The organism is Limnohabitans lacus (assembly GCF_030053395.1).
GTDB classification, from domain to species: domain Bacteria; phylum Pseudomonadota; class Gammaproteobacteria; order Burkholderiales; family Burkholderiaceae_C; genus Limnohabitans_A; species Limnohabitans_A lacus.
In genome coordinates, this window is record NZ_JASGBH010000003.1 from 365,032 (window position 1) to 388,773 (window position 23,742).

The following is a 23,742-nucleotide window of genomic DNA, read 5'->3' on the forward strand; positions in this document are numbered from 1 at the left end:
TTATCAAGGCACAATAGAGACCCAGCCCCGGTGGTGAAACTGGTAGACACACCGGACTTAAAATCCGTTGCTTCCGTAAAAGGGGCGTGCCGGTTCGATTCCGGCTCGGGGCACCACCGTTAGCAAAGCATCATCATGAACCACGACAACGCACCGTTTGAGATCCACGTGCATGGTGATGTGCCGATCAAACCCGGCACCGACCTCAAAGCCGTGCAAGAAGCGCTCAAGCCGCTTTGGCACTACGCAGGCGCACGCACCTTGAGTGAAGGTTCGCTGAGCCTCTACGAGGAAGAGCCTGGCATCCGTTTTGATGTGAACACCCATGTCCTGCACATGTGCTGGACGGTGCGCGGCGATGAAGATTTCCGCATGGTCCTGGACGACCTGTGCATGAACCTCAATGAACTGTCTGCCGCAGGCACCCAGATCGAGGTCACTTTCTATGACACCGATTTCGATGACGAGGACGAAGCCAACGGCGGCGAGTCTCGTGACGATTTCGTGATGCTGTTTGTCGGTCCGGACCCCGGCGCCATCATGCAAGCGCAGCGCGATTTGCTGGTGCACGATGTGATCAACATGATGGAGCGGCACTTTGATGGCGCCGAGCTCGGCGGCGTTGTCTCGGAAATCGACAAATTGTTCAGCCAGCGCTTTGACAACCTGGTCAGCTCCCTCGACATCGGCAAACCGCCTAAAGGTTCGGGCGGCAGCGGCCATGGTGGCGGCAACCGCCGACCCCGGCACTTGCACTGACACTTTCACGGAAAGCCCCCGCCATGAAAGCCCTGTTCTCAAGTGATGCGCTGAACCCCGGTGTTCGACTTCGAGAGGTTTTCGGTTGGGCCATGTACGACTTCGCCAACTCCGGCTACACCACCGTGGTCATCACGGCGGTGTTCGCCGCCTATTTTGTGGGCGGTGTGGCGCAGGGCGCGTCATGGGCCACACTGGCCTGGACGGTGGGGTTGAGCATCTCCTACGCCATCGTGATGCTCACCATGCCTGGGCTCGGCGCTTGGGCAGACCGCACGGCCGGCAAAAAACGTTTGCTGATGGCCGTGACCGCTGCTTGTGTGTTGAGCACCGCAGCCTTGGCATTGGTGGGGCCAGGGCAGGTGGCCTTGGGCTTGGGCCTGCTCATTTTGTCCAACACCTTTTACGCTTTCGGGGAGTCCTTGACGGCCTCCTTCTTGCCCGAGTTGGCCAAACCCGAAGCCATGGGGCGCGTCAGCGGTTGGGGCTGGGCGCTGGGTTACATCGGCGGCATGTTGACCTTGGGCGTGTGCTTGGCCTATGTGTTGGCCGCGCAAGCGCGGGGCGAAAGCGGCAGCCAGTTTGTGCCCATCACCATGCTCATCACGGCCGCCGTTTATGGCTTGGCCGCCAGCGTGACCTTTGCCTTGATGAAAGAACACTCGCCGCTGCAGCCCCATGCGCCCGTGGTGGGCCTGTTCCAAAGCCTGAAGCAGCTCAAGCAGACGCTGCAAGATGCGCGCCCCTACGAAGACTTCACCCGTTTGATGGCTTGTGCCGTGGCCTACCAAGGAGGCGTGGCGGTGGCGATTTCGCTGGCGGCCATTTATGCCGAGCAGGTGATTGGCTTTCAGCCGCAAGAGACCATGGTGCTGATCTTCGTGCTCAACATCGCGGCCTTTGTGGGAGCCTTTGTGTTTGGCTATGCGCAAGACCGCATTGGCCACAAACTGGCGCTGGCTTTGACGCTGCTGGGCTGGATTTTGACCTGCGTGATCGCCGCCTTGTCGAGCACCAAAGAAGTGTTTTGGTGGGCTGCGGCCATCGCCGGTGTGTGCATGGGATCGAGCCAGTCATCTGGCCGGGCCATGGCGGGCTTGATGGTGCCTCCTGCACGTTTGGGTGAGTTTTTTGGTCTGTGGACTTTTGCCATCCGACTGGCCAGCATATTGGGTCCTTTGAGCTATGGCCTCATCACCTGGCTCAGCGGTGGCAACCAGCGCTTGGCCATTGGTTCAACCTCGCTGCTGTTCGTGCTGGGTTTGATCTTGCTGATGCCCGTGAATGTGGCGCGTGGACGCCGAATGGCGCTGGGACAGGCTGAGACCTGATCAGACCCTCGGATCGGCCTTGTGACAGGCCGAATGGGGCAGCTGCAACCAGCGCGATGCCGCCGCTTGCAAGCCGCTCAATTCGCCATTGCTCATGAGCGTCAAACGTGCTGATGCCGCCAAAGGCGATGGCCCCTGGCGCAATTGCCCAGCAGCTTCCAGCAAGCGCCGTGTTTGGCGTGCCACGGGCTCGCCGGTGGACACCAGTTGCACCCCCGGGCCCAGCAGGCTTTGCAATTCGTTTTGCGCAAACACGTAATGGGTGCACCCCAACACGAGCGTGTCCATTTGCCCCGCAGCTGAGCCAAACGTGCCCATTTGCCCTGTGTAGTTGCGCAGCAGGGCGGAGATTTTTTCGGAGGACTGTGCGCTGACAGCCGTGTGCGTGCTTTCTTCAATGGCCAGCGCCAAGCCATTGCAGGGCTGCACGACAAATTCGGCTTGCCCCTGCAGACTGGAGAGCAGGCGGTGGAACTTGTCGCTGCCCAAAGTGCCCCGGGTGCCAATGACGCCGATGCGCCGGGTTTGGCTCAATGCGACGGCCGGCTTTAAGGCCGGCTCGACCCCAATCAAAGGCAATCGCGGGTATTGCACACGCAGCTCGTGGATGGCCGCCGCCGTGGCCGTGTTGCAGGCCACCACCAAGGCCTTGATGCGGTGCTGCTCGACCAAATGACGCGCGATGGCCAGGCTGCGCTGGCGCACAAACACATCGCTTTTTTCGCCATAGGGCGCATGACCGCTGTCGGCCCAGTACACAAAGTGTTCGTGGGGCAGCTCGGCTTGCAGGGCCTGCAGCACGCTCAGGCCGCCGATGCCGCTGTCAAAAACGCCGATGGGGGATTCGGTCATGAATCGGGTGAGGGCGTTGACTTGCGGGTCACCGCCGCATCACATTCAGGCAGCGGTCACGCCAATGCCTTTGAACTCGCCTGTGGCGATGCGCTTTTGCCATTCAGCAGGGCCGGTGATGTGGGCGCTGGTGCCGCCCGCATCGACCGCCACCGTGACAGGCATGTCGACCACATCGAATTCATAAATGGCTTCCATGCCCATGTCGGCAAAGCCCACCACTTTGGCGTGCTTGATGGCTTTGGACACGAGGTAAGCCGCGCCGCCCACGGCCATGAGGTATGCCGACTTGTGCTTTTTGATGGCTTCGATGGCGACCGGGCCGCGCTCGGCCTTGCCGATCATGGCGATCAGGCCGGTGTTGGCCAGCATCATTTCGGTGAAACCGTCCATGCGGGTGGCGGTGGTGGGGCCTGCGGGGCCCACGGCCTCGTCGCCCACGGGGTCCACGGGGCCCACGTAATAGATCACGCGGTTCTTGAAGTCCACGGGCAGGGGCTCGCCCTTGGCCAGCATGTCTTGGATGCGTTTGTGCGCCGCATCGCGGCCTGTGAGCATCTTGCCGTTGAGCAGCAAAGTCTGGCCGGGTTTCCATGCGGCCACTTGCTCGGGCGTCAGGGTGTTCAGGTCCACGCGCTGGCTCTTTTCGGTGTCGGCTGTCCAACCGACGTTGGGCCACAGGTCCAGAGAGGGCGCTTCGAGGTAGGAGGGACCTGAGCCGTCGAGCACAAAGTGTGCGTGGCGTGTGGCCGCGCAGTTGGGGATCATGGCCACGGGCTTGCTGGCAGCGTGGGTGGGGTACATCTTGATCTTGATGTCCAGCACGGTGGTCAGGCCGCCCAAGCCTTGAGCGCCAATGCCCAAGGCGTTGACCTTGTGGTACAGCTCCAGGCGCATTTCTTCAACCTGGTCGAGCTTCTCGCCTTTGCTGGATTTTTCGAGCAGTTGGTACATGTCCAGGTCGTCCATCAGGCTTTCCTTGGCCATGAGCACGGCTTTTTCGGCGGTGCCGCCAATGCCAATGCCCAGCATGCCGGGCGGGCACCAGCCAGCGCCCATGGTGGGCACGGTTTTGAGCACCCAGTCGACGATGCTGTCACCGGGGTTGAGCATGATCATTTTGGACTTGTTCTCGCTGCCGCCGCCCTTGGCCGCCACGGTCACATGCACATGGTGGCCGGGGACGATCTTGGTGAAGATCACCGCGGGGGTGTTGTCCTTGGTGTTCTTGCGGTTGAAGTGCGGATCAGACACGACCGATGCGCGCAGCATGTTGTCGGGGTGGTTGTAGCCACGGCGCACGCCTTCGTTGACGGCGTCTTCCAGGCTGCCGGTGAAGCCGTCGAACTTCACGTCCATGCCGACTTCGAGGAACACGTTCACGATGCCGGTGTCCTGGCAGATCGGGCGATGGCCATAGGCGCTCATTTTGCTGTTGGTCAGGATCTGCGCGATGGCGTCTTTGGCTGCGGGGCTTTGCTCGCGTTCATAGGCGCTGGCCAAATGCGAGATGAAGTCAGCGGGGTGGTAGTAGCTGATGTACTGCAGCGCAGCGGCGACGGATTCGATCAGGTCGTCTTGTTTGATCAGGGTGGTCATGGTGTGGTGATCCAGTGGAGAGTCAATAAATCAGGAAATCAAGCGTTCAATGCGCGGCTTTGTCGTGGTGCGACATCAAGCGGTCTGCCCAAGCGATGGCGATCGCACTCAGGAGAAAGGCGATGTGGATGATGGTTTGCCACATCAGCACTTTTTCGTCGTAGTTGGCCGCGTTGATGAAAGTCTTGAGCAGGTGGATCGAACTGATGCCGATGATGGCCGTGCCCAGCTTGACTTTGAGCACCGAGGCATTCACGTGGCTGAGCCACTCAGGCTGGTCGGGGTGGCCGTCAAGGTCCAGGCGCGAGACAAAGGTTTCGTAACCGCCCACGATCACCATGATGAGCAGGTTGGAGATCATGACCACGTCGATCAGGCCCAACACGACCAACATGATGACGGTTTCGTTCAGACTGGTGATGGAGGTGTCGGCTTTGTAGCCAATGCTGCTGATCAAGGCTTGCAGGGCGTGTTGGTTGCCAAATGCGGCTTCCAGCAAGTGGACCAGCTCGACCCAAAAATGGAAGACGTAGACCGCTTGAGCGGCAATCAGGCCCAGGTACAAAGGCAGCTGCAACCAGCGGCTGGCAAAGATGAAATTGGGCAGGGGGCGCAAGGCGCGATGGCCAGTCTGTGTCGGTTTGGACATGTGGGATCCGTCGTGATGACCGTGCGGTTGGTAAACCTCAGATTTTAGTAGCCTTGGCGTCGGAAAGACGTTCTACCTTGCAAGGCTGTTGTCAGTCAGTGCTAAGTAAGAGCTACCGTCGACATTTGCGGCAGTCAAACACGTTTTTTGTCATTGAGGAGACATTTCTGATGAGTGCCAATGCCCTGTACCAACCCAGCGAAGCGTTTGTAAAAAACGCAAATGTTTCAGGCATGGCTGCCTATGAAGCTTTGTGCAAAGAAGCCGAAACCGATTACCAGGGCTACTGGGGTCGTTTGGCCAAAGAGCTGATCACCTGGAAGACGCCTTTCACCAAGGTGCTCGACGAATCCAATGCGCCTTTCTTCAAATGGTTTGAAGATGGCACCTTGAACGTGTCCTACAACTGCCTGGACCGCAACATCGAAAAAGGCTTGGGCGACAAGACCGCCATCATTTTTGAAGCCGACGGCGGTGAAGTGACCAAGGTCACCTACAGCCAGCTGCTGGCCAAAACCTGCCAGTACGCCAACGCACTCAAATCTTTGGGTATCAAAAAAGGTGACCGCGTGGTCATCTACATCTCCATGTCCATCGAAGGCGTGGCCGCCATGCAAGCCTGCGCCCGCATCGGCGCGACCCACTCGGTGGTGTTCGGCGGCTTCTCCGCCCAGTCGCTGCGCGACCGCATCGAAGACACCGGCGCCGTGGCCGTGATCACTGCTGACAACCAGGTGCGCGGCGGCAAGCTGCTGCCCCTCAAATCCATCGTGGACGAAGCCATCGCCCTGGGCGGCTGCGAAGCCATCAAGAACGTTTTGGTCGTCAAGCGCTCGGGCGCCGACATCGCCATGACCGCAGGCCGTGACCTGTGGATGGCCGATGTGGCCGATCAACAAGCCACCACCTGCGAGCCTGAGTGGGTCGGTGCTGAGCACCCCCTGTTCTTGCTTTACACCTCCGGCTCCACCGGCAAACCCAAAGGTGTGCAGCACAGCACAGGCGGCTACCTGCTGCACGCGGCGCTGACCACCAAGTGGACCTTCGACTTGAAGGCTGACGACGTGTTCTGGTGTACGGCCGACATCGGCTGGGTCACCGGCCACACCTACATCACCTACGGCCCCTTGGCCTTGGGCGGCACCGAGATCGTGTTCGAAGGCGTGCCCACTTACCCTGATGCAGGCCGCTTCTGGAAGATGATCCAAGACCACAAAGTCTCGATCTTCTACACCGCGCCCACGGCCATCCGTTCGCTCATCAAGGCCGCAGAAGCCAACGACGCTGTGCACCCCAAGAGCTACAACCTCTCCAGCCTGCGCTTGTTGGGTTCGGTCGGCGAGCCGATCAACCCTGCCGCTTGGGAGTGGTACCACCAGCACGTGGGCGGCAGCCGTTGCCCCATCGTGGACACCTTCTGGCAAACCGAAACCGGTGGCCACATGATCACCCCGCTGCCTGGCGTGACCCCCATGGTCCCAGGTTCTTGCACACTGCCTTTCCCTGGCATCCAGGCCGCCATCGTGAGCGAAACCGGCGACGACATGCCCAATGGACAAGGCGGCATTTTGGTCGTCAAGCGCCCATGGCCATCCATGATCCGCAACATTTGGGGCGACCCCGAGCGCTTCAAGAAGAGCTACTACCCTGAAGACTTCAAGGGCAAGTACTACTTGGCTGGCGACGGCGCGATCCGTGACGAGAAAACCGGTTACTTCACCATCACCGGCCGCATCGACGATGTGCTGAACGTCTCCGGTCACCGCATGGGCACGATGGAAATCGAATCGGCACTGGTGAGCTGCACCGAGCTGGTGGCCGAGGCCGCTGTGGTGGGCCGTCCTGACGACACCACCGGCGAAGCGATTTGCGCTTTTGTGGTGCTCAAGCGCGCCTTGCCCAACACCGACGAAGGCAAAGCGATCGCCAAGCAATTGCGCGACCACATCGCCAAAGAAATCGGCCCGATCGCCAAACCCAAGGACATCCGCTTCGGTGAGAACTTGCCCAAGACCCGTTCCGGCAAGATCATGCGCCGCCTGCTGCGTTCGCTGGCCAAAGGCGAAGAGATCACGCAAGACATCTCCACCTTGGAAAACCCAGCCATCCTGGGCCAGTTGGGTCAGGCTTACTGATCTATGCGGGCAAACAGCCCGCCCCCAAAAAAACGGCAGCCTCGGCTGCCGTTTTTCTTGAGCCTTGGGCTAACGTCAGTCGCCCAGCACCACACCTTCGCGGCGCGGGTCTGCGCCGCCAAACCAGCCGCTGGGCGTGCGCTCAATGGCTTGCAAGCCGCTGGTCATTTCCATTTCGCGCACGTCGTGGCCGCGTGCTTTGAGGGCATCCACCGTGCTGCTCGGAAAGCCTTTGGATTCGAGCAGTGTGGGGCCATTGAGCGAGCCAAAGTTGGGCAGGCTCACCGCTTGTTGGGCGTTCAGGCCCCAATGCAAGGTGCCTGTGAGCAGCTTGGCGGTGTAGTGGATGATCAGGGCCCCGCCAGGGCTGCCGCCGCTCATGAGCAACTGGCCGGTGGCTGGGTCAAACACCAGGGTGGGCGACATCGACGAACGCGGGCGCTTGCCGGGCTCCACCCGGTTGGCGATCAGGCGGCCTTGCGCATCGGCTGGGGCAAAGCTGAAATCGGTCAATTGGTTGTTGAGCAAAAAGCCGCCCGGGCGCGCAGGGTCGGTCGTCACCATGCGGCGTGCGCCAAAGGCCGCTTCAATGGTGGTGGTCATGGCCACAGCGCGGCCTTTGGCATCGACCACGCTGATGTGGCTGGTGCCGTATTCGGTTTGTGCGGGCATGGGCGCCCACGACGTGGCGGTGCCCGAAGGTTGACCCGGTGTGGCCAACTTCATGGACTGCGCACCGATGAGTTGGCTGCGCTGCGCCAAATAGGCGGGGGCCAGCAGGCTGCGCCAGTCGCCAGCGGGGGCACTCACAAAGTCCGGATCGGCCACGTATTGCGCTCGGTCGGCAAAGGCCAAGCGCGATGCCTCGGTGTAGCGGTGCAAAAAGTCGGGGGAGGGCAGGCCGCCCGCCAACTCAGGCCCCTGGGCGCTCGCTCGGGACAGCATCCCCAAGATCTGCCCGATGGCGATTTGCCCCGAAGACGGCGGCGGAAAGCCACAAATGCGCAAGGCCCGCGCCTGGGCCGTGTGGTCAAAGCACAGCGCCTCGCGCTCGCGGGGCCGGTAGTCGCGCAGGTCTTGCAGGCTCAGGCTGCCCGGGCGTGGCGGCGACTGAACCCGCTGCACGATGGCCTGGGCGACTGGGCCTTCGTGCAGGGCAAGGCTGCCTTCGTTGGTGATGCGGCGCAGCACATGGGCGTATTCGGGGTTGCGCAGCACATGGCCCACCGGCCAAGCTTGCCCCTCAGCGGTGTAAAAAAAACGGGCCGCCAGTGGGTCTTTTTTCAGGTGGGGGTCGGTTTGCAGCAGCGTGTGCAGTCGCGGGCTGACCTTGAAGCCAAGCTCGGCCAAAGTGATGGCGGGTGTGAACAACTGCGCCCAAGGCAGCTGGCCATGCTGGCGGTGCGCCGCTTCGAGCATGCGCAAGGCGCCGGGCACACCCACCGAGCGCCCACTGAGAACGGCCTCGTCAAATGGCAGTGGCTTGCCGTCTGCGCCCAAGAACAGGTCGCTCTGGGCGGTGGCGGGCGCGGTTTCGCGGCCGTCGTGGGCCGTGACTTTTTGCCCGTCAAAGTGCAACAAAAAAGCCCCGCCCGCAATGCCGCTCGACTGCGGCTCCACCAAGCCCAGCACCATCTGCACGGCAATGGCCGCGTCCAGCGCCGAACCTCCAGCACGCAAGATTTGCAAACCCGCATCGGTGGCCAGCGGATTGGCCGCCGCCACCGCCTGACGGCCATAGGCCCAACCCGGCTTGGCGGTCACGCCACTGGCGGCTTCGGGCTGCTCGGGCACGCTGTAGCGCAAGGGGGCGTTCGGTGATGGCGAGGTGCAAGCGCCAAGCAGCGCCAGGCTGATCAAGCTCAAGGAAAGGGTTTTGTTCATGAGGCCTCCGTTTCACTGCATGCTAGCTTCAAAACGGCGACAGGCCCCGAAGGGCCTGTCGCGTTAGGCATTGGCTCAGATCACTTCGGTGCGAGTCGGATCGCGCCGTCCAGGCGGATGACTTCGCCGTTGAGCATGTCGTTTTCGATGATGTGTTTGGCCAGTTTGGCGTAGTCCTGGGGGGTGCCCAGGCGGCTGGGGAAGGGCACGCCGGCAGCCAGCGCGTCTTGCACTTCTTGGGGCATGCCAAACAGCATGGGCGTGCCGAAGATGCCGGGGGCAATCGTCATGTTGCGGATGCCGTTGCGCGACAGGTCGCGGGCAATGGGCAAGGTCATGCCGACCACGCCGCCTTTGGATGCGGCGTAAGCCGCTTGACCGATCTGGCCGTCGTAGGCGGCCACGCTGGCGGTGCTGATCAGCACGCCGCGCTCGCCGGTGGCTTCGGGTTCGTTTTTGCACATGGCCTCAGACGCCAGGCGGATCATGTTGAAGGTTCCCACCAGGTTGACCATGATGGTCTTGGTGTAAACGGCCAGGCTGTGTGCGCCGTTCTTGCCCACGGTTTTTTCGGCGGGGGCGATGCCGGCGCAGTTGACCAGGCCCATCAGCTTGCCCATGGCCACGGCTTGGGCCACCACGGCCTGACCGTCGGCCTCGTTGCTCACATCGCACTTGACGAAGGCGCCGCCCAGTTCCTTGGCGATGGCTTCGCCTTTTTCGGCTTGCATGTCGGCGATGACGACCTTGCCGCCGTTGGCCGCCAGCATGCGGGCGGTGCCTTCACCCAGGCCCGATGCGCCGCCGGTGACGATGAAAACCTTGCCTTGAATGTCCATGTCTCACTCCTGTTTCGGTTGACGTTACGTAAACGTCAATTATGCACATTCGAACCCCCAACGGACAGATGGGCGCTCATCGATTAACGGTTTTCCATGAGCCGCGCTACATCCAAGGGTGGATTGTGGGAAGGCTGGCTCAGGGCCAGCATGGGCTTTGGCACAACACGACAGGAGACCATCATGGACAGCAGCTTGGTGTGGGGTGAGCAGCGCTTGGCGCACGACGACGAGAACTGGCGCCGAGCCACCCAGCTGCTGGCCACCGCCGGGATCGCGGTGGGCGGCAACCGGTCTTGGGACATTCAGGTGCACCACCCGGCCACTTTTGACCGCATCCTGACGCAAGGCAGCTTGGGACTGGGTGAGAGTTACCTGGACGGCTGGTGGGACTGCGGGGCGGTGGACGAGTTCATCGCACGCGTTTTGGCGGCGCGGCTGGACCAGCAGGTGGGGCGGGCGGGCTGGATCTGGGCGTCTTTGAAGGCGCGTTTGACGAACTTGCAGTCCGAACACCGCGCCTGGCACGTGGCCGAAGTTCTTTACGACTTGGGCAATGACCTCTACGAGGCGATGCTGGACCCGTCCATGGCCTACAGCTGCGGATACTGGGCGACGGCCAGGACGCTGGAGGCCGCGCAGGAAGCAAAACTCGATTTGATTTGCCAAAAGCTGCAGCTGCGCCCAGACATGTCCTTGCTCGACATTGGCTGCGGCTGGGGCAGTCTGATGCTGTTTGCTGCCCAGCATTACGGGGTGCGGTGCTTGGGCCTGACGGTCTCCAAAGAGCAAGCCCGCTGGGGCGCGGAAAAGGCTGGCAACTTGCCAGTGCGCTTTGAGTTGAGCGACTACCGAAAGTTCAATCTGCAGGGCGCACAGCAATTTGACCGAGTGGCCTCGGTGGGCATGTTCGAGCACGTGGGCCCTAAAAATTACCGCAGTTTTTTTGACCTGGTCCACCGCAGCTTGCGCAGTGACGGTTTGTTGATGCTCCACACCATTGGCAAAAACCGATCCGGCGATGCGATTGACCCCTGGATCGAGCGCTACATCTTTCCCAATGGCGCATTGCCGGCGGCATCGGACATCACAGAGGTCAGCGAGCGTGATTTTGTGCTGGAAGACTGGCACAACCTGGGAGCCGATTACGACAAGACCTTGATGGCTTGGCACGAGCGGTTTGAAGCAGCGTGGCCCCAGTTGGCGGCCACGTACGGCGAGCGGTTTTACCGCATGTGGCGCTATTACCTGCTGTGCTGTGCAGGCACGTTCAGGGCGCGGGACAACCAGTTGTGGCAAGTGGTCCTGTCGCCGCGTGGTCAGTCGGGCGGATACCGACGGCCTTTGGTGTGAGGGGCCTTGCGTGCCTGGGCGAGAATGCGGCAGTTCAATGCTTAGGAGCTTTGCCGCATGTCCGCCAGAATTTTTGTGTTTGCCGGGGCCGTCAGTGCCGGTTTGAGCGTGGCTTTGAGCGCCGCTTTCGCCCATTTGCCAGTCTTTGCGGGTGGCATTCCGGCCATGGTGCAGTCGGCGCTGCAGCTGCAGCAGTTTCACGCGCTGGGTTTGGTGGTGGTGGGCTTGGCGCTGGGCTGGCGCGGTCCCTCACGTTGGTTGCTCGCCTCAGGTGGACTGATGCTGGCCGGGACGGTGATGTTCAGTTTCAACATCTATGCCCGCAGCGTATGGGGCTTTGATGCCTTGCGCTTTGCCGTGCCCTGGGGCGGCAGCGCTTGGATATTGGCTTGGCTTTTGATGGCCATCGCCGCCTTGCGTTCGTCAGTTTGGCCTCGTTGAGAAAGTTCTGTGGCTATGACCGTCATTGAAACTTCCAATGGCGTTGTCTCGCGGGAGGCGGCTGATTCGACTTATGATTCAACCCAATGAGTTTTCTCATTCGATAGTTTTTTTCAACCAACCTAAGGAAACACCATGTCCCTGATCAACACGCAAGTTCAGCCCTTCAAAACCCAAGCCTTCCACAACGGCAAGTTCATCGAAGTGACCGAGCAAAGCCTCAAAGGCAAGTGGAACGTGCTGATTTTCATGCCCGCTGCTTTTACCTTCAACTGCCCTACAGAAATCGAAGACGCAGCTGACAACTACGCTGCATTCCAGAAAGCCGGTGCCGAGGTGTACATCATCACCACCGACACCCACTTCTCGCACAAAGTGTGGCATGAGACTTCGCCTGCTGTGGGCAAAGCCAAGTTCCCATTGGTCGGTGACCCTACACACGCCCTGACACGCGCTTTTGGCGTGCACATCGAAGAAGAAGGCCTGGCACTGCGCGGCACCTTCATCATCAACCCCGAGTTGACCATCAAGACTCTGGAAATCCATTCCAACGAAATCGCACGTGACGTGTCCGAAACCCTGCGCAAGCTGACCGCTGCCCAGTACACCGCCGCCAACCCCGGCCAAGTGTGCCCCGCCAAGTGGAAAGAGGGCGCCAAGACTTTGGCTCCTTCCATCGACCTGGTCGGCAAGATCTGATCCTGCCAGCAGCCTCTTTGTAGGAGCCAGCCCCGCTGGCGATTGCCCCTTGATCGCTTGCAGGGCAAGCTCCTACAACCCCTGCCACGCAGGGCGTTGAGCACAGCGCAACAAGGCCACAAGCTTGGTGTGCGTTGTCCTCAACGATTCCCCCCAAACCCTTTTTTCTGAGGCCCTGCCACAAGCGAGGCCCTGGATGTGTGCAGCCTGAAACAGGAGAAAACCATGCTCGACGACACCCTCAAAACCCAATTGCAACAATACCTTGGCTTGCTGCGCCAGCCGATCCAACTGATCGCCTCGCTGGACGACAGCGAAACCGGCACCGACATGAAGAGTTTGTTGGAAACCATCGTGGGCCTGTCGGACAAGGTCACACTCGACACTTCCGGCAATGACGCTCGCAAACCGTCTTTTGTGGTGGCCCGCGAGGGTGAAACCCAAGGCGTGCGCTTCGCAGGCTTGCCCCTGGGCCACGAGTTCACCTCGTTGGTGTTGGCGTTGCTGTGGACCGGTGGCCACCCACCCAAGGTCGAGCCCGAAGTCATTGACGCGATCAAAGGCTTGGACGGCGACTTCAGCTTCGAGGTCTACATGTCCCTGAGCTGCCACAACTGCCCCGACGTGGTGCAGGCCTTGTCGCTCATGGCCATTTTCAACCCCAAGGTCAAAACCGTCGTGATCGAAGGCGGCGCCTTCCAGAAGGAAGTGGAAGAGCGCCAGATCATGGCCGTGCCCATGGTGTTCTTGAACGGTCAGGTGTTCGGCTCCGGCCGCATGAGCGTGGAAGAAATCGTGGCCAAGCTCGACACGGGCGCGGCCACCCGCGAAGCGGCCAAGTTGGACGCTAAAGACCCCTATGAAGTGCTGATCGTGGGCGGTGGCCCTGCAGGTGCTGCGGCTGCCGTGTACGCGGCCCGCAAAGGCATCCGCGTGGGTGTGGCGGCTGAGCGCTTCGGTGGTCAGACCAACGACACCATGGCGATTGAAAACTACATCTCGGTGCTCGAGACCGACGGCCCCAAGTTTTCTGCGGCTCTGGAAGCGCAGGTGCGCCACTATGGCGTGGACATCATGAATTTGCAACGCGCCGACAAACTGACCCCGGCTGGGGCTGACGGTTTGGTGCACATTCAGATGGAAAACGGCGCGACCCTCAAGGCCAAAACGGTCATTTTGTCGACCGGTGCCCGCTGGCGCAATGTGAATGTGCCCGGCGAAGCCGAGTACAAAAACAAGGGCGTGGCTTACTGCCCGCATTGCGACGGCCCGCTGTTCAAGGGCAAGCGCACAGCGGTGATTGGCGGCGGCAACTCCGGCATCGAAGCGGCGATTGACCTGGCCGGTATCGTCGAACACGTCACCGTGATCGAGTTTGCTGAGCAATTGAAAGCCGACGCCGTATTGGTGAACAAGCTCAACAGCCTGCCCAATGTGACGGTGCACACCAACGCCCAGACCACCGAGATCACCGGCGACGGCAGCAAGGTCAATGGCATTCGCTATCGTGACCGCGCGACCGGCACCGAGCACCATGTCGAATTGGCCGGTGTGTTCGTGCAAATCGGCTTGGTGCCCAACACCGAGTTCTTGAAGGGCACGGTCGAGCTGTCCAAATTCGGCGAGATCGTGGTGGACGCCAAGGGTCACACCAATTTGCCGGGCGTGTTCGCGGCGGGCGACTGCACCACGGTGCCGTACAAACAGATCGTGATCGCTGCGGGCGAGGGCGCCAAGGCGGCATTGAGCGCCTTTGACCACTTGATCCGCTCCTGATCGTTCAGGCCGAAAAGGCAAAGCCGAACTGCTTGCAGTTCGGCTTTTTTGCTTGTCACTTGGTCAAGATCAACTTGCCTTGGCGGGTCAGTTGCAGGCGGTATCTCTCACCTTGGTGGTCGATGTAGATCACAGAGCCAGCGGCAAACAAGTTTTGGCTGTTGTAAACGGGAACGTCTGGTCGACTGCCGCTGATTTTTGGTGCCGCCAAGTGGGGCTGCGGTGAATTGGCGGGCTGTTTCATGGCGTGCTGGCCCACAGGTGTTGCCGAGTGATGGCTTGTGAGGTGGCGCAGCCCGACAAAGCCAAGGCAATTTCAAACTCATCGCGCAGCAGGCGCAGCACATGGGCCACGCCTTGCGCCCCGGCATGGGCCAGGCCGTAAATGCAAGGGCGACCGACCAGCACCGCATCCGCGCCCAAAGCCAGCGCTTTGAAGATGTCGGTGCCGCGCCGGATGCCGCCATCGACCAACAGTGCCATCTGGCCTTGCACTTCATCGGCCACGCGGGGCAAGAGATCTGCGGTGGCGGGCATGGTGTCGAGCATGCGCCCGCCATGGTTGCTCACGATCAGTCCGCCCAGCCCCAGGCTGGCGGCTTGCTTTGCGTCCAGCGGGTGGGTCACGCCCTTGAGCAAGATGGGCAGCCGCGTGTGGCTTTGCAGCCAGGCCACATCGTCCCAAGTGGGGGCACTGTCGGCCAGGCCTTGGCACAAGCCTGCACCCGACGCCGCAGCTTGCGCGTGCACCGCTCGGATGTGGGCTGGACGTGAATGCGCATGGCGGCGCTCGCGGTCACGCGCGCCGCTGACCGGCGCATCCACGGTCAGGACCAGAGCCTCATAGCCCGCAGTTTCCACTTGTTGGATCAGGTCCAGAAGTGCGCCCCGGTCGCCGTGTGCGTAGAGTTGAAACCACAGTGGGCCACGCTCGGGGTCTTTCAAGGCCAGCTGCGCGACGGTGTGCAAGTCGGTGCTGGTTTGGTGGCTGAGCACCATCCCGCATTGCTGGCTGGCGGCGGCCAAAGCCATGGCCGCTTCGCCATCGGGGTGCGCCCAGCATTGCAAGGCCATGGGGGCCACCAACAAGGGAAAGGGCCAGGTTTGACCCAGCAGTTGGCAATGGGTGTGCCCACCCCGCAGGTTTTGCAAGACACGCGGCGCGAGCGACCATTGCTGCCAAGCCTTGGGGTTGCGACGCAGCGTGATTTCATCGGCCGCCCCGCCAGAGAAGTAGGCCCAAGCGCCATCGTCCAGCACGGCCCGTGCGGCGTCTTCGTGGTCCTGCAGGTTGGCGATGCGCTTCATGTGCTGGCCCATTGCCTGAGCAGGTTGTGGTAGACCCCCGTCAGCGCGGTGGTTTCCTCGGTTTCGCCCAGTTGCTGGCGCAGCTTGAGCAGGTTCATGTCCAGATCAAACAAGATGCGCCGCTGCTCGCCACTGCGCACCATGCTTTCGATCCAAAAAAAACTGGCCAATCGCACGCCCTGCGTGACCGGCTCCACCTGGTGCACATGCGTGCTGGGGTAGAGCACCAGATCGCCGGCGGCGAATTTGAGGCGCTGCGCCGCCGCCGCGTTGTTCATGGCGTCTTCGATCACCAGTTCGCCGCCCTCGTAGTCGCTGGGCTCAGACAAGAACAGGGTGCACGACAAGTCGCTGCGCACCCATTCGCCCGTGTTGGCGCTGCGCAGCACGGCGCCGTCGATGTGCGAGCCATAGTGCTTGGTCTGCCCGCCGTAGCGGTTGAAGAGGGGATTGAAAATCCGCTTGGGCAGTGCAGCCGACAAAAACATCGGTTCGCGCTGCAAGGCCTGCAGGACCATGGCTTGCAGCCTGTGGGACGCATCGCTGTCCTGGCGCAATTGCTGGTTGTTTTTCTGGCTCAAGGCTTGCGGGCCCGCGCTGCTGCGGCCGTCTGTCCAGGGGGCGTCATCGCCCAGCTGCTGGCGGGCCGTGGCCAGCTCTTGCGAGCTCAAGATGTGGGGCAAGTGCAGCAGCATGAGGGGGCCTCAGAACAGGGTTTAGAAAAGTGTTTTCAGCGACAGCTGCACCGTGCGTGGCGCGCCTGGCCCGTAAAAGCCGCGGTACAGGGTGTCGGCGTAGCGCTTGTTGCTCAGGTTGCTCAGGTTCAGCTTGAGCGTGGTGGACTCGCTGAAGCTGTATTCGGCCATGGCATCCACCGTGGTGAAGGCGGCGGCCACCACGTTGCGGTTGCCTTCGGGCGATTGCGCGCCTCGGTGGTTCAGGCCACCTGCAATGCGCCATTGGCTGCTCAGCAGGTAGCTGGTCCACAGGCTGGCGCTTTGCTTGGGGGTGAGGGCGGGGCGATCGCCCAGGCGCTGGGCGTTTCCGCTGGTGATGTTGCTCTCGTCAATGCGGGCGCTTGGGATCCAGGTGTGGTTGTAGAAAATTTCCCATTTCGGCGAGATGCGTCCGGCCAGATTGAACTCCATGCCGCTGGCGTGGCGCTTGCCCGACAAGAGCATTTGCGCCGCTGCGGCGTCGGGGTCGGTGTTGCGTTCGTTGTATTTTTCGGAGTGGAACAGGGCCACGCCCAGCGAGGCTTTTTTGTTGAAAATTTCCCACTTGCCGCCCAACTCGAGGTTGCGGCTTTTCTCGGGCGGGGTGTTGGCCAGTTTGGCATTGGCCCCGCCCTCTGCAAAGCTGCCCAGGGCAAACTGGTAGGTGTCGCCCGAAGTGTTGTACGAGGTGCCCGTGCTGACGTAGTAGCTGCTCAGATCGTTCGGCTGGAAGATCAAGCCGGTGCGCGGGCTCCAGAGGTTTTCGCTCATGGCAAAGCGGTTCCCGCTGGGGTCGCGGTAGTCGCCCTGGAAATGGTCAAAGCGCAAACCCGCCACCCATTTGATGTGCGGCACCAGCTCAACCGTGTCTTGCGCATAGACCCCCAAGCCCTGGGCCTTGAAGGTGTTCATGGAGGCGCTGCCCCGCGTGTCGGCACGCCAGGCACCGTCGTTGGGCGTGCCCACGGTGGTGGTCAAGCCCGATGCGGTACCGGCAAAGCTTTGGTTGCGCTGGGCGTCTTCGCGGTAAGCGTCCACGCCGGAGATCAGTTGATGCGTGTGGCCCCAAGCTTGCAGCTTGCCCGAGTAGTCGCTTTGCAACTGGGTCAAATCGCTCACGCCCACACGGCCCTTGGGTGTGCGCTTGAGCGCGGTGCTGGCCGTGATGTCCGACAAGCTGCTGATCGGCGTGACAAACGCGATGGCGCTGGCCCACAGGTCGCGTTCGTAGTGGCCATGACGCAGCTGGGTCTTGATCTGGCTGTCGGCGCCCAAGCGGTGCACATGGCTGAAAGTGCCGTAGGTGCTTTCGGTGCGCAGGGAGTCGCTGGCCAGCCCGTAGTAGTTCCGGGCGGGCAAGGTGGGCACGATGACGCCACTCTGGATGAACCAAGGGTGGTTGTAGAGCGGGCGACCGTTGGTTTCCAGGTGGTACAGACCCACGCTGAATTCATCGCGGTGGCCAATGCCCCAGCGGAAAGTCGGCGCAATGCCTTTCTTGTCCACCTTGGCGCCCCAGTTGTCGGCTTGGTGCGTCATGGCGTTCAGGCGAAAAGCCGCATCTTCACCGGTGACCCAGTTGAAATCACCCGTCAAACGCTTCTGGTTGCCGCTGCCCACGGTCAGGTTCATCTCGTGCTGCTCGATCAGTTGGGGGGCTTTGTTGACCTGGTTGACCACGCCGCCGGTGGAGCCCTTGCCAAACAGCATGGAGGCCGAGCCCTTGAGCACTTCGACGCGGTCCTGATTGAAGGTGTCGCGCTCGATCAGTGGTGCGTCGCGAAGGCCATCCACATAAATGTCGCCGGCCTGACCCAGCGAGAAGCCGCGCAGGCGCACATCTTCTTCGCCGGTCTCGCCCGCCTGAAAGGTCACACCCGCGGTGGTTTTGAGCACTTCGCGGAAGTCGTCCAGGTTGCGGTCGTTCATCAGCCGCTCGGTCATCACCGTGATGGTTTGTGGAATGTCGCGCAGCGCTTGGCGGCCTTTGCCGATTTCGGTGTCACGCACGCGCAGCACGCTTTTGGCGTCTTCGATGCGGGTGTCCTTGATGACCACCGTGCCCATCTCCCGTTCGGATTGGGCTTGCGCGGTGGGGCTGACGGCGCCCGCCAGCATGAGTGCGGCCAGAGGCAAAAAGGTGTTTTTGGCAGAGGTGGTGTGCATGGTGATGTCCAATCCAAGGCGGTCGAAAACCGAGGTTTTCGAGGAAAAAGGCGATGGCTGGCTATCACCCCCGGCAGGTCCGGGGTGAATGGCTGGCTGCTGAAAAATGAGGGGTTTACTTGAAGCCGACGCGGTCGAGCATCTGCTGGACCTTGACCTGGTTCATGCCGACGGCGCTGATCGGGATCAGCTCGCTTTTGAAGCTGCCGCCGGTCATGGCTTTGAGGGCCGGGTTGTCAAAGCTCACGCCCTTGGCCACCGGCCACTCGTTGTTGCCATTGGCAAAGTGGTTTTGGGCGCTGGGGCTGGCCAGGTATTCGAGGAACTTGATGGCGTTGTCGCTGTTCTTGGCATAACGGGCCACAGCGCCACCGGCCACGTTCACATGGGTGCCCCAGCTGCTTTGGTTGGGAAAGACCACGCCGATTTTTTCGGTCACGGCTTTGTCGGCCGGGTTGGCCGAGCGCATCATGCGCGCCAGGTAGTAGGTGTTGGTCACCGCCACACCGCACTCGCCTGCGGCCACAGCCTTGATCTGGTCGGTGTCACCGCCTTTGGGGCTGCGGGCCATGTTGTCCACCAAGCCTTTGAGCCAGGCTTCGGTTTTGGCTGGGCCCAGGTGCTCGGTCATGGCGCCAAACAGGCTCAGGTTGTAGGGGTGAGAGCCTGAACGGATGCACAAACTGCCCTTGAATTTGGCGTCGGCGAGCTTTTCGTAGCTGTCCACATCGGCCTTGCTGAACTTGAGCTTGTCATAGACCACCACGCGAGCGCGGGTGGACAGCCCAAACCAAGCGTTGCCCCCGTTGTCCGCCGCTTTGGCGCGCAAGTTGGCGGGAATGGCGTCTTCCAGGGGCTTGGATTTGATGGGCAGGAAAAGGCCATCGACCTCGGCTCGCCAAAGTCTGGCGGCGTCCACGAGCAAAATCACGTCCGCAGGGGAGGCCGAGCCTTCGGCTTTCAGGCGAGCGAGAATACCCGCATCGTCGGCATCGACGCGGTTGATCTTGATGCCGGTGGCTTTGGTGAAGTCGCTGTACAGCGCTTCATCGGTCGGGTAGTGGCGGGCGGAATAGATGTTGACCACTCTGTCCTGCGCAAACGCCAAAGATGAGGCGATCAGGCAAGACACGGCGATGGCGGAAGTCAGGAGGCGCATGGTGATGCTCTCAATTTTTTTAATTTCAGTGAGAGAATTTTATCTCAAATGCGAATCATTATCAATAACTTTTTGGAATTTGGGGAAGTCATGAAGAAGAACAAAGCCTGGACATGCCGTTTGGGCATGCTCGGCGCGTTGGTGAGCGCCTTGGTTTTGAGTGGGTGCGCCAGCGTGAGCCCGGTGGCCGTCAGCCCGGATGTGCCGACCAGTCAGCCCGTCATCAGCGCACCTGTGGGCAGTCCGTCTGTGGTGGTGCAGCCTGCACCCCCACGCAAGCCCGTGCATTTGGGGTTAGCGCTGGGTGGTGGGGCCGCCAGGGGGTTCGCCCATGTGGGCGTGATCCAGGTCTTGGAAGAAGCCGGTTTGCGGCCCAGCCATGTGGTGGGCACTTCAGCCGGCAGCTTGGTGGCGGCGCTGTATGCCAGTGGCAAAACTGTGCCCGAGCTGCGCAAAGCGGCGGAGACCATGGAAGAAGCCGAGATCACCGATTGGATGGTGCCTTTGCTCAACCGGGGCGCTTTGCGGGGTGAAGCCCTGGCCAAGTACGTCAACCACCAGGTGGGCGGCCGCAGCCTGGAGCAGATGAAAATCCCGCTGGGCATTGTGGCCACCGATTTGCGCAGCGGCGAAGCCATCACCTTCCGCAGGGGCAACACCGGCTCGGCCGTAAGGGCTTCGAGCGCGGTGCCGGCGGTGTTTCAGCCGGTGCGCATCGGGGGGCGTGAATACGTCGACGGTGGTTTGGTTGCCCCGGTGCCGGTGCACCAGACCCGCGAGATGGGTGCCAACTTTGTGATCGCGGTGGACATCTCCAGTGACCCAGAGGGTAATCCAGCGGACGACACCTTTCAGATTCTGATGCAGACCTTCACCATCATGGGCAAGAGCATCAACACCTTGGCGCTCAAAGAGGCCGATGTGGTCATCCGTCCGGCGCTGTCTGGGGTCAAAAGCGCCGATTTCAGCGCCCGTCGCCGGTCCATCGAGGCGGGCCGGGTCGCCATGCTGGCGCAGTTGCCCAAACTCAAGGAGCGTTTGGCGGCCTTTGAAGTCGGGTATTGATGAGCGGGCAGAGCGATCAGCCCGTCAAGGTTCGTACCGCGAAGGCGACTCTTGCCAAGGCATAAAAAAAGGGCTGATCTTGCGATCAGCCCTTGAAGGGATCCCTGTTTCCCAGATGAAATTCAAAAGGATCCGAGGAGACAACTTGCAAATCAAGCGACAAGTCCTTGCAAAACCTGCCGCCTGTGAAAAATCACTTCTTCTTGCCAGCTTTCGGAGCGGCAGCTGAAACAGCTGCCAAATTGGATTCAGCCAGGTCTGTGGCTTGCTTGACGGCTTTTTGAACGGATTCGAAAGCGGTGTTGGCAGCGGTCACGGCACCCTTCATCATGGCCACAGCTTGCTCGGAGCCGGCTGGGGCGTTCTGTGCGGCGCTGTCCACCAAAGTGGCGAACTGCTTTTGAGCAGCGGCCGCTTGGGCTTCGAAAGCTTTGGTGAATTCGCCACCGGTGCCGGAAGCGATGTCATACAGGTGACGGCTGTAAGCGGCGGTCTTTTCAGCCAAAGGCTGGAACAGGTTGGCTTGCATGGCCAGCAACTCTTGGGCGTCTTTGACGCTCAGAGCGGCTTGGGTGTTGTTGGCGGACTCGTCCAACGCAGCCTTGGCAGCGGTCAGGTTCAGCTCGACCAGTTTTTCCACGCCTTCGAAGGCTTTGGCGGTCAAACCAAACAGGGTTTCCACATTGGCTTTGTGCGAGGCGACGATTTGTTCAGCGGTCATCATGAGAATCTCCAATAAAAGTTTCAAAGGGACTGCGCCGAAACTGGCCGGGGCCGTACAACTTTGTTGCAGTGCAGCATGGTTTGAATTTTAGGGTTTGTCCCGGGGTTTGCAAGGGGTACAGACCGTCTTTCATGCAGTTTAGAGAGCGTTTTCTAGAATCGGGCGCTGTCCTTGGAACGCCATGCACGCTTATTACGCCGATCACTTTGTCTTGCCTTTGCCCGAAGGCCACCGCTTTCCGATGCGCAAGTACAGCCGTCTGCGCGACCGGCTCACGCAAGAGCTGCCCGGCGTGGTGATGCGCGAGGCCCCCGCCGCCAGCGAAGGCGAGCTGGCGCTGGTGCACACCCCGGACTACATCCAGGGCGTGGCCACGGGCAGCCTCGACCCCGCCGTTCAGCGCGAGATTGGTTTTCCGTGGAGCCCCGCCATGGCCGAGCGGGCCCGCCGTTCGGTGGGCGCCAGCGTGGCCGCAGCCCGAGATGCCCTGGCGCAGGGCGTGGCGGGCAATCTGGCCGGGGGCACCCACCACGCCTCTGCCGACAAGGGGGGCGGTTTTTGTGTGTTCAACGACATCGCCGTCACGGCCCGCTTGATGCAGACCGAGGCCTGGCGGCTTGAGCGCCAGAAGATGAATGTGGCGGTGATCGATCTGGATGTGCACCAGGGCAACGGAACTGCCGCGATTTTTGCCAACGACCCCACCGTCTTCACCTTGTCCCTGCACGGCGAAAAGAATTTCCCTTTCCGCAAGGAGCCCAGTGATCTGGACGTGGGTCTGCCCGACGGCTGCACCGATGCCCCTTATTTGGAGGCCTTGCACCAAGCCTTGCAAACGCTTGAAGACCGGTTTGACCCGCAGCTGGTGATTTACCTGGCGGGGGCCGACCCGCACGAGGGCGACCGGCTGGGGCGCTTGAAACTCAGCGCAGACGGCATGCAGGCGCGAGACCGTGTGGTCATGGACTGGGCCTGGCAGCGGCGCTTGCCGGTGGTCATGTGCATGGGCGGCGGTTATGGCCACGACATCGAGACCACGGTGCAGGTGCAAATGCAGACCTGGCAAGTGGCCTTGGGCTACTGGCAACGCTGGCACAATCTCAGGCGATGAACACGCCTGCCAAACCTCAGCCCGAAAGCCGCGATGCCTACAAAGCGTTTCGCGCCATCACCACCCGCTGGATGGACAACGACGTTTACGGTCATGTCAACAACGTCGTGTACTACAGCTGGTTCGACACCGCGGTGAACGCGACCCTGATTGAAAAAGGCGTGCTCGACATCCACGGCGGCAGCACCATTGGCCTGGTCATCGAGACCCAGTGCAACTACTTTGCCCCGCTGGCCTTTCCGCAAACCATCGATGCCGGCATCCGCGTGGCCAAGTTGGGCACCTCGAGCGTGCGCTACGAAGTGGGCTTGTTCGCCCAGGACGAGCCCCTGTGTGCGGCCAAAGGCCATTTTGTACACGTGTACGTGGACCGCGAAACCCGCCGTCCCGTGCCTTTGCCCCCCGCATTGAAAGCCTATCTGGAGACCTTGACATGAGCATTCCCCACATTGACCAACAAGTCAGCGCCCGCGTGAGCGATGCGGCCAGCGTGGACACCGCCATCCTGAGCCGTTTTTCGGCCCGTGCCTTTTTGCCCCAAGCGGTGGAGCGCAGCGTGCTCGAGGAAGTTTTGCAAGTGGCCTCCCGCGCGCCCAGCGGCACCAACACCCAGCCTTGGAAGGTGTATGTCTTGCAGGGTGCCAAGCGCGATGAACTGGTGGCCAAGACCTGCGCAGCGCACGACGCTATCAGCGCCAACCCGGCTTTGGCTGCCGAATACGCCGAGGTGTACGACTACTACCCCGAGAAATGGGTCAGCCCCTACATCGACCGCCGCCGTGAGTGCGGCTTTGGTTTGTATGGCGTGCTGGGCATCGGCAAGGGCGACAAAGACCGCATGCATGCGCAGCACCAACAGAATTTCCGATTCTTTGACGCGCCGGTGGGTCTGGTCTTCACCATCGACAAAGTGATGGGCCGGGGCAGCTTGCTCGACTACGGCATGTTCTTGCAGTCGGTCATGCTGGCCGCCCGTGCACGGGGCCTGCACACCTGCCCGCAAGCGGCTTGGAACAACTTCAGCAAAATCATCTTGCCCCATGTGGGCGCGGGTGAAAACGAGATGGTGGTCTGCGGCATGGCGCTGGGCTATGCCGACGAGGCGGCCCTGGTCAACACCTTCCAGACCACTCGTGTCAAGGCGCAAGACTTCACCCACTGGGTGGCATAGGTTGA

At 61.3% G+C, this 23,742-nt stretch carries 22 protein-coding genes and 1 tRNA gene; 12 read left to right on the forward strand and 11 right to left on the reverse strand.

The window, feature by feature from the left end; translation table 11 throughout:
- Positions 1-24 precede the first annotated feature (24 nt).
- The 3 genes from QLQ16_RS06355 to QLQ16_RS06365 all read left to right on the forward strand — a co-directional run bounded on the left by QLQ16_RS06355 (position 25) and on the right by QLQ16_RS06365 (position 2,090).
- Positions 25-116: transfer RNA gene (locus QLQ16_RS06355), tRNA-Leu, on the forward strand.
- A gap of 19 nt (positions 117-135) precedes the next feature.
- On the forward strand, positions 136-759 hold the full coding sequence (locus tag QLQ16_RS06360; RefSeq protein WP_283223840.1) for a DUF6806 family protein: 624 nt from the start codon (positions 136-138) through the stop codon (positions 757-759).
- 23 nt (positions 760-782) lie between these two features.
- A complete protein-coding gene (locus tag QLQ16_RS06365; RefSeq protein WP_283223841.1) occupies positions 783-2,090 on the forward strand; it encodes an MFS transporter in 1,308 nt (435 codons plus the stop codon).
- Here the strand turns inward: QLQ16_RS06365 and murI are convergent, their stop codons facing one another.
- The 3 genes from murI to QLQ16_RS06380 are packed head-to-tail and all read right to left on the reverse strand — an operon-like array spanning position 2,091 to position 5,190.
- A complete protein-coding gene (murI, locus tag QLQ16_RS06370; RefSeq protein ID WP_283223842.1) occupies positions 2,091-2,942 on the reverse strand; it encodes a glutamate racemase in 852 nt (283 codons plus the stop codon). It lies immediately after the preceding gene.
- A 45-nt stretch (positions 2,943-2,987) separates the two neighbouring features.
- Positions 2,988-4,541 carry a fumarate hydratase gene (locus tag QLQ16_RS06375; RefSeq protein ID WP_283223843.1) on the reverse strand — a complete coding sequence of 518 codons (1,554 nt, stop codon included), beginning with the start codon at positions 4,539-4,541 and terminating at the stop codon, positions 2,988-2,990.
- Positions 4,542-4,587: 46 nt separating this feature from the next.
- A complete protein-coding gene (locus QLQ16_RS06380; RefSeq protein WP_283223844.1) occupies positions 4,588-5,190 on the reverse strand; it encodes a TIGR00645 family protein in 603 nt (200 codons plus the stop codon).
- 170 nt (positions 5,191-5,360) lie between these two features.
- On the opposite strand from QLQ16_RS06380, the gene acs reads away from it, so the two are divergent.
- Positions 5,361-7,325 carry an acetate--CoA ligase gene (gene acs, locus QLQ16_RS06385; RefSeq protein ID WP_283223845.1) on the forward strand — a complete coding sequence of 655 codons (1,965 nt, stop codon included), beginning with the start codon at positions 5,361-5,363 and terminating at the stop codon, positions 7,323-7,325.
- Positions 7,326-7,400: 75 nt separating this feature from the next.
- Here the strand turns inward: acs and QLQ16_RS06390 are convergent, their stop codons facing one another.
- Together QLQ16_RS06390 and QLQ16_RS06395 are read right to left on the reverse strand one after the other, a co-directional pair.
- A complete protein-coding gene (locus QLQ16_RS06390; protein ID WP_283223846.1) occupies positions 7,401-9,209 on the reverse strand; it encodes a gamma-glutamyltransferase family protein in 1,809 nt (602 codons plus the stop codon).
- 80 nt (positions 9,210-9,289) lie between these two features.
- Positions 9,290-10,048: a 3-hydroxyacyl-CoA dehydrogenase gene (locus QLQ16_RS06395; RefSeq protein WP_283223847.1), complete on the reverse strand. Its 759-nt coding sequence runs from the start codon at positions 10,046-10,048 to the stop codon at positions 9,290-9,292.
- A 96-nt stretch (positions 10,049-10,144) separates the two neighbouring features.
- On the opposite strand from QLQ16_RS06395, the gene cfa reads away from it, so the two are divergent.
- The 4 genes from cfa to ahpF all read left to right on the forward strand — a co-directional run bounded on the left by cfa (position 10,145) and on the right by ahpF (position 14,317).
- Positions 10,145-11,401 (forward strand): cyclopropane fatty acyl phospholipid synthase, encoded by a 1,257-nt coding sequence (gene cfa / locus QLQ16_RS06400; protein WP_283223848.1) that lies wholly within the window; start codon positions 10,145-10,147, stop codon positions 11,399-11,401.
- A 57-nt stretch (positions 11,402-11,458) separates the two neighbouring features.
- Positions 11,459-11,842, forward strand: a complete 384-nt coding sequence (locus tag QLQ16_RS06405; RefSeq protein WP_283223849.1) for a DUF423 domain-containing protein — start codon at positions 11,459-11,461, stop codon at positions 11,840-11,842.
- Positions 11,843-11,977: 135 nt separating this feature from the next.
- The gene (gene ahpC / locus QLQ16_RS06410; protein ID WP_283223850.1) at positions 11,978-12,541 is read left to right on the forward strand and encodes an alkyl hydroperoxide reductase subunit C; all 564 of its coding nucleotides are present in this window, start codon (positions 11,978-11,980) and stop codon (positions 12,539-12,541) included.
- A 225-nt stretch (positions 12,542-12,766) separates the two neighbouring features.
- Entirely contained in the window at positions 12,767-14,317 is a 1,551-nt protein-coding gene (gene ahpF / locus QLQ16_RS06415) for an alkyl hydroperoxide reductase subunit F (protein WP_283223851.1), read from the forward strand.
- Between the two features lie 55 nt (positions 14,318-14,372).
- Here the strand turns inward: ahpF and hemP are convergent, their stop codons facing one another.
- From hemP to QLQ16_RS06440, 5 genes are all read right to left on the reverse strand, one after another.
- Positions 14,373-14,561: a hemin uptake protein HemP gene (gene hemP, locus QLQ16_RS06420; protein ID WP_283223852.1), complete on the reverse strand. Its 189-nt coding sequence runs from the start codon at positions 14,559-14,561 to the stop codon at positions 14,373-14,375.
- Complete coding sequence (locus QLQ16_RS06425; protein WP_283223853.1) at positions 14,558-15,625, reverse strand: alpha-hydroxy acid oxidase; 1,068 nt, start codon at positions 15,623-15,625, stop codon at positions 14,558-14,560. Before QLQ16_RS06425 ends, hemP begins: the two co-directional genes overlap by 4 nt.
- Positions 15,622-16,320, reverse strand: a complete 699-nt coding sequence (locus QLQ16_RS06430; protein ID WP_283223854.1) for a Fe2+-dependent dioxygenase — start codon at positions 16,318-16,320, stop codon at positions 15,622-15,624. The genes QLQ16_RS06425 and QLQ16_RS06430 overlap by 4 nt, the downstream gene beginning before the upstream one ends.
- A 21-nt stretch (positions 16,321-16,341) precedes the next feature.
- On the reverse strand, positions 16,342-18,507 hold the full coding sequence (locus QLQ16_RS06435) for a TonB-dependent receptor (RefSeq protein ID WP_283223855.1): 2,166 nt from the start codon (positions 18,505-18,507) through the stop codon (positions 16,342-16,344).
- A 115-nt stretch (positions 18,508-18,622) separates the two neighbouring features.
- Positions 18,623-19,666 carry an extracellular solute-binding protein gene (locus QLQ16_RS06440; RefSeq protein WP_283223856.1) on the reverse strand — a complete coding sequence of 348 codons (1,044 nt, stop codon included), beginning with the start codon at positions 19,664-19,666 and terminating at the stop codon, positions 18,623-18,625.
- Positions 19,667-19,756: 90 nt separating this feature from the next.
- Between QLQ16_RS06440 and QLQ16_RS06445 the strand changes: the two genes are divergently transcribed.
- Positions 19,757-20,731: a patatin-like phospholipase family protein gene (locus tag QLQ16_RS06445; RefSeq protein WP_283223857.1), complete on the forward strand. Its 975-nt coding sequence runs from the start codon at positions 19,757-19,759 to the stop codon at positions 20,729-20,731.
- Positions 20,732-20,924: 193 nt separating this feature from the next.
- Here QLQ16_RS06445 and QLQ16_RS06450 read toward each other — a convergent pair whose 3' ends face one another.
- A complete protein-coding gene (locus tag QLQ16_RS06450; RefSeq protein WP_283223858.1) occupies positions 20,925-21,455 on the reverse strand; it encodes a phasin family protein in 531 nt (176 codons plus the stop codon).
- Between the two features lie 181 nt (positions 21,456-21,636).
- On the opposite strand from QLQ16_RS06450, the gene QLQ16_RS06455 reads away from it, so the two are divergent.
- From QLQ16_RS06455 to QLQ16_RS06465, 3 genes are read left to right on the forward strand one after another with little or no spacing between them, the layout of a single operon-like run.
- A complete protein-coding gene (locus QLQ16_RS06455; RefSeq protein WP_283223859.1) occupies positions 21,637-22,566 on the forward strand; it encodes a histone deacetylase family protein in 930 nt (309 codons plus the stop codon).
- Positions 22,563-23,003 (forward strand): acyl-CoA thioesterase, encoded by a 441-nt coding sequence (locus tag QLQ16_RS06460; RefSeq protein WP_108322830.1) that lies wholly within the window; start codon positions 22,563-22,565, stop codon positions 23,001-23,003. Before QLQ16_RS06455 ends, QLQ16_RS06460 begins: the two co-directional genes overlap by 4 nt.
- Positions 23,000-23,737, forward strand: coding sequence for a nitroreductase (locus tag QLQ16_RS06465; RefSeq protein ID WP_283223860.1), 738 nt, complete (start codon positions 23,000-23,002; stop codon positions 23,735-23,737). The genes QLQ16_RS06460 and QLQ16_RS06465 overlap by 4 nt, the downstream gene beginning before the upstream one ends.
- The last annotated feature ends 5 nt before the right edge of the window (positions 23,738-23,742 follow it).

Coding starts and splice junctions, on each gene's coding strand:
- QLQ16_RS06360 (WP_283223840.1), top strand. CDS start 136: ATGAACCACGACAACGCACCGTTTGAGATCCACGTGCATGGTGATGTG.
- QLQ16_RS06365 (WP_283223841.1), top strand. CDS start 783: ATGAAAGCCCTGTTCTCAAGTGATGCGCTGAACCCCGGTGTTCGACTT.
- murI (WP_283223842.1), bottom strand. CDS start 2,942: ATGACCGAATCCCCCATCGGCGTTTTTGACAGCGGCATCGGCGGCCTG.
- QLQ16_RS06375 (WP_283223843.1), bottom strand. CDS start 4,541: ATGACCACCCTGATCAAACAAGACGACCTGATCGAATCCGTCGCCGCT.
- QLQ16_RS06380 (WP_283223844.1), bottom strand. CDS start 5,190: ATGTCCAAACCGACACAGACTGGCCATCGCGCCTTGCGCCCCCTGCCC.
- acs (WP_283223845.1), top strand. CDS start 5,361: ATGAGTGCCAATGCCCTGTACCAACCCAGCGAAGCGTTTGTAAAAAAC.
- QLQ16_RS06390 (WP_283223846.1), bottom strand. CDS start 9,209: ATGAACAAAACCCTTTCCTTGAGCTTGATCAGCCTGGCGCTGCTTGGC.
- QLQ16_RS06395 (WP_283223847.1), bottom strand. CDS start 10,048: ATGGACATTCAAGGCAAGGTTTTCATCGTCACCGGCGGCGCATCGGGC.
- cfa (WP_283223848.1), top strand. CDS start 10,145: ATGAGCCGCGCTACATCCAAGGGTGGATTGTGGGAAGGCTGGCTCAGG.
- QLQ16_RS06405 (WP_283223849.1), top strand. CDS start 11,459: ATGTCCGCCAGAATTTTTGTGTTTGCCGGGGCCGTCAGTGCCGGTTTG.
- ahpC (WP_283223850.1), top strand. CDS start 11,978: ATGTCCCTGATCAACACGCAAGTTCAGCCCTTCAAAACCCAAGCCTTC.
- ahpF (WP_283223851.1), top strand. CDS start 12,767: ATGCTCGACGACACCCTCAAAACCCAATTGCAACAATACCTTGGCTTG.
- hemP (WP_283223852.1), bottom strand. CDS start 14,561: ATGAAACAGCCCGCCAATTCACCGCAGCCCCACTTGGCGGCACCAAAA.
- QLQ16_RS06425 (WP_283223853.1), bottom strand. CDS start 15,625: ATGAAGCGCATCGCCAACCTGCAGGACCACGAAGACGCCGCACGGGCC.
- QLQ16_RS06430 (WP_283223854.1), bottom strand. CDS start 16,320: ATGCTGCTGCACTTGCCCCACATCTTGAGCTCGCAAGAGCTGGCCACG.
- QLQ16_RS06435 (WP_283223855.1), bottom strand. CDS start 18,507: ATGCACACCACCTCTGCCAAAAACACCTTTTTGCCTCTGGCCGCACTC.
- QLQ16_RS06440 (WP_283223856.1), bottom strand. CDS start 19,666: ATGCGCCTCCTGACTTCCGCCATCGCCGTGTCTTGCCTGATCGCCTCA.
- QLQ16_RS06445 (WP_283223857.1), top strand. CDS start 19,757: ATGAAGAAGAACAAAGCCTGGACATGCCGTTTGGGCATGCTCGGCGCG.
- QLQ16_RS06450 (WP_283223858.1), bottom strand. CDS start 21,455: ATGATGACCGCTGAACAAATCGTCGCCTCGCACAAAGCCAATGTGGAA.
- QLQ16_RS06455 (WP_283223859.1), top strand. CDS start 21,637: ATGCACGCTTATTACGCCGATCACTTTGTCTTGCCTTTGCCCGAAGGC.
- QLQ16_RS06460 (WP_108322830.1), top strand. CDS start 22,563: ATGAACACGCCTGCCAAACCTCAGCCCGAAAGCCGCGATGCCTACAAA.
- QLQ16_RS06465 (WP_283223860.1), top strand. CDS start 23,000: ATGAGCATTCCCCACATTGACCAACAAGTCAGCGCCCGCGTGAGCGAT.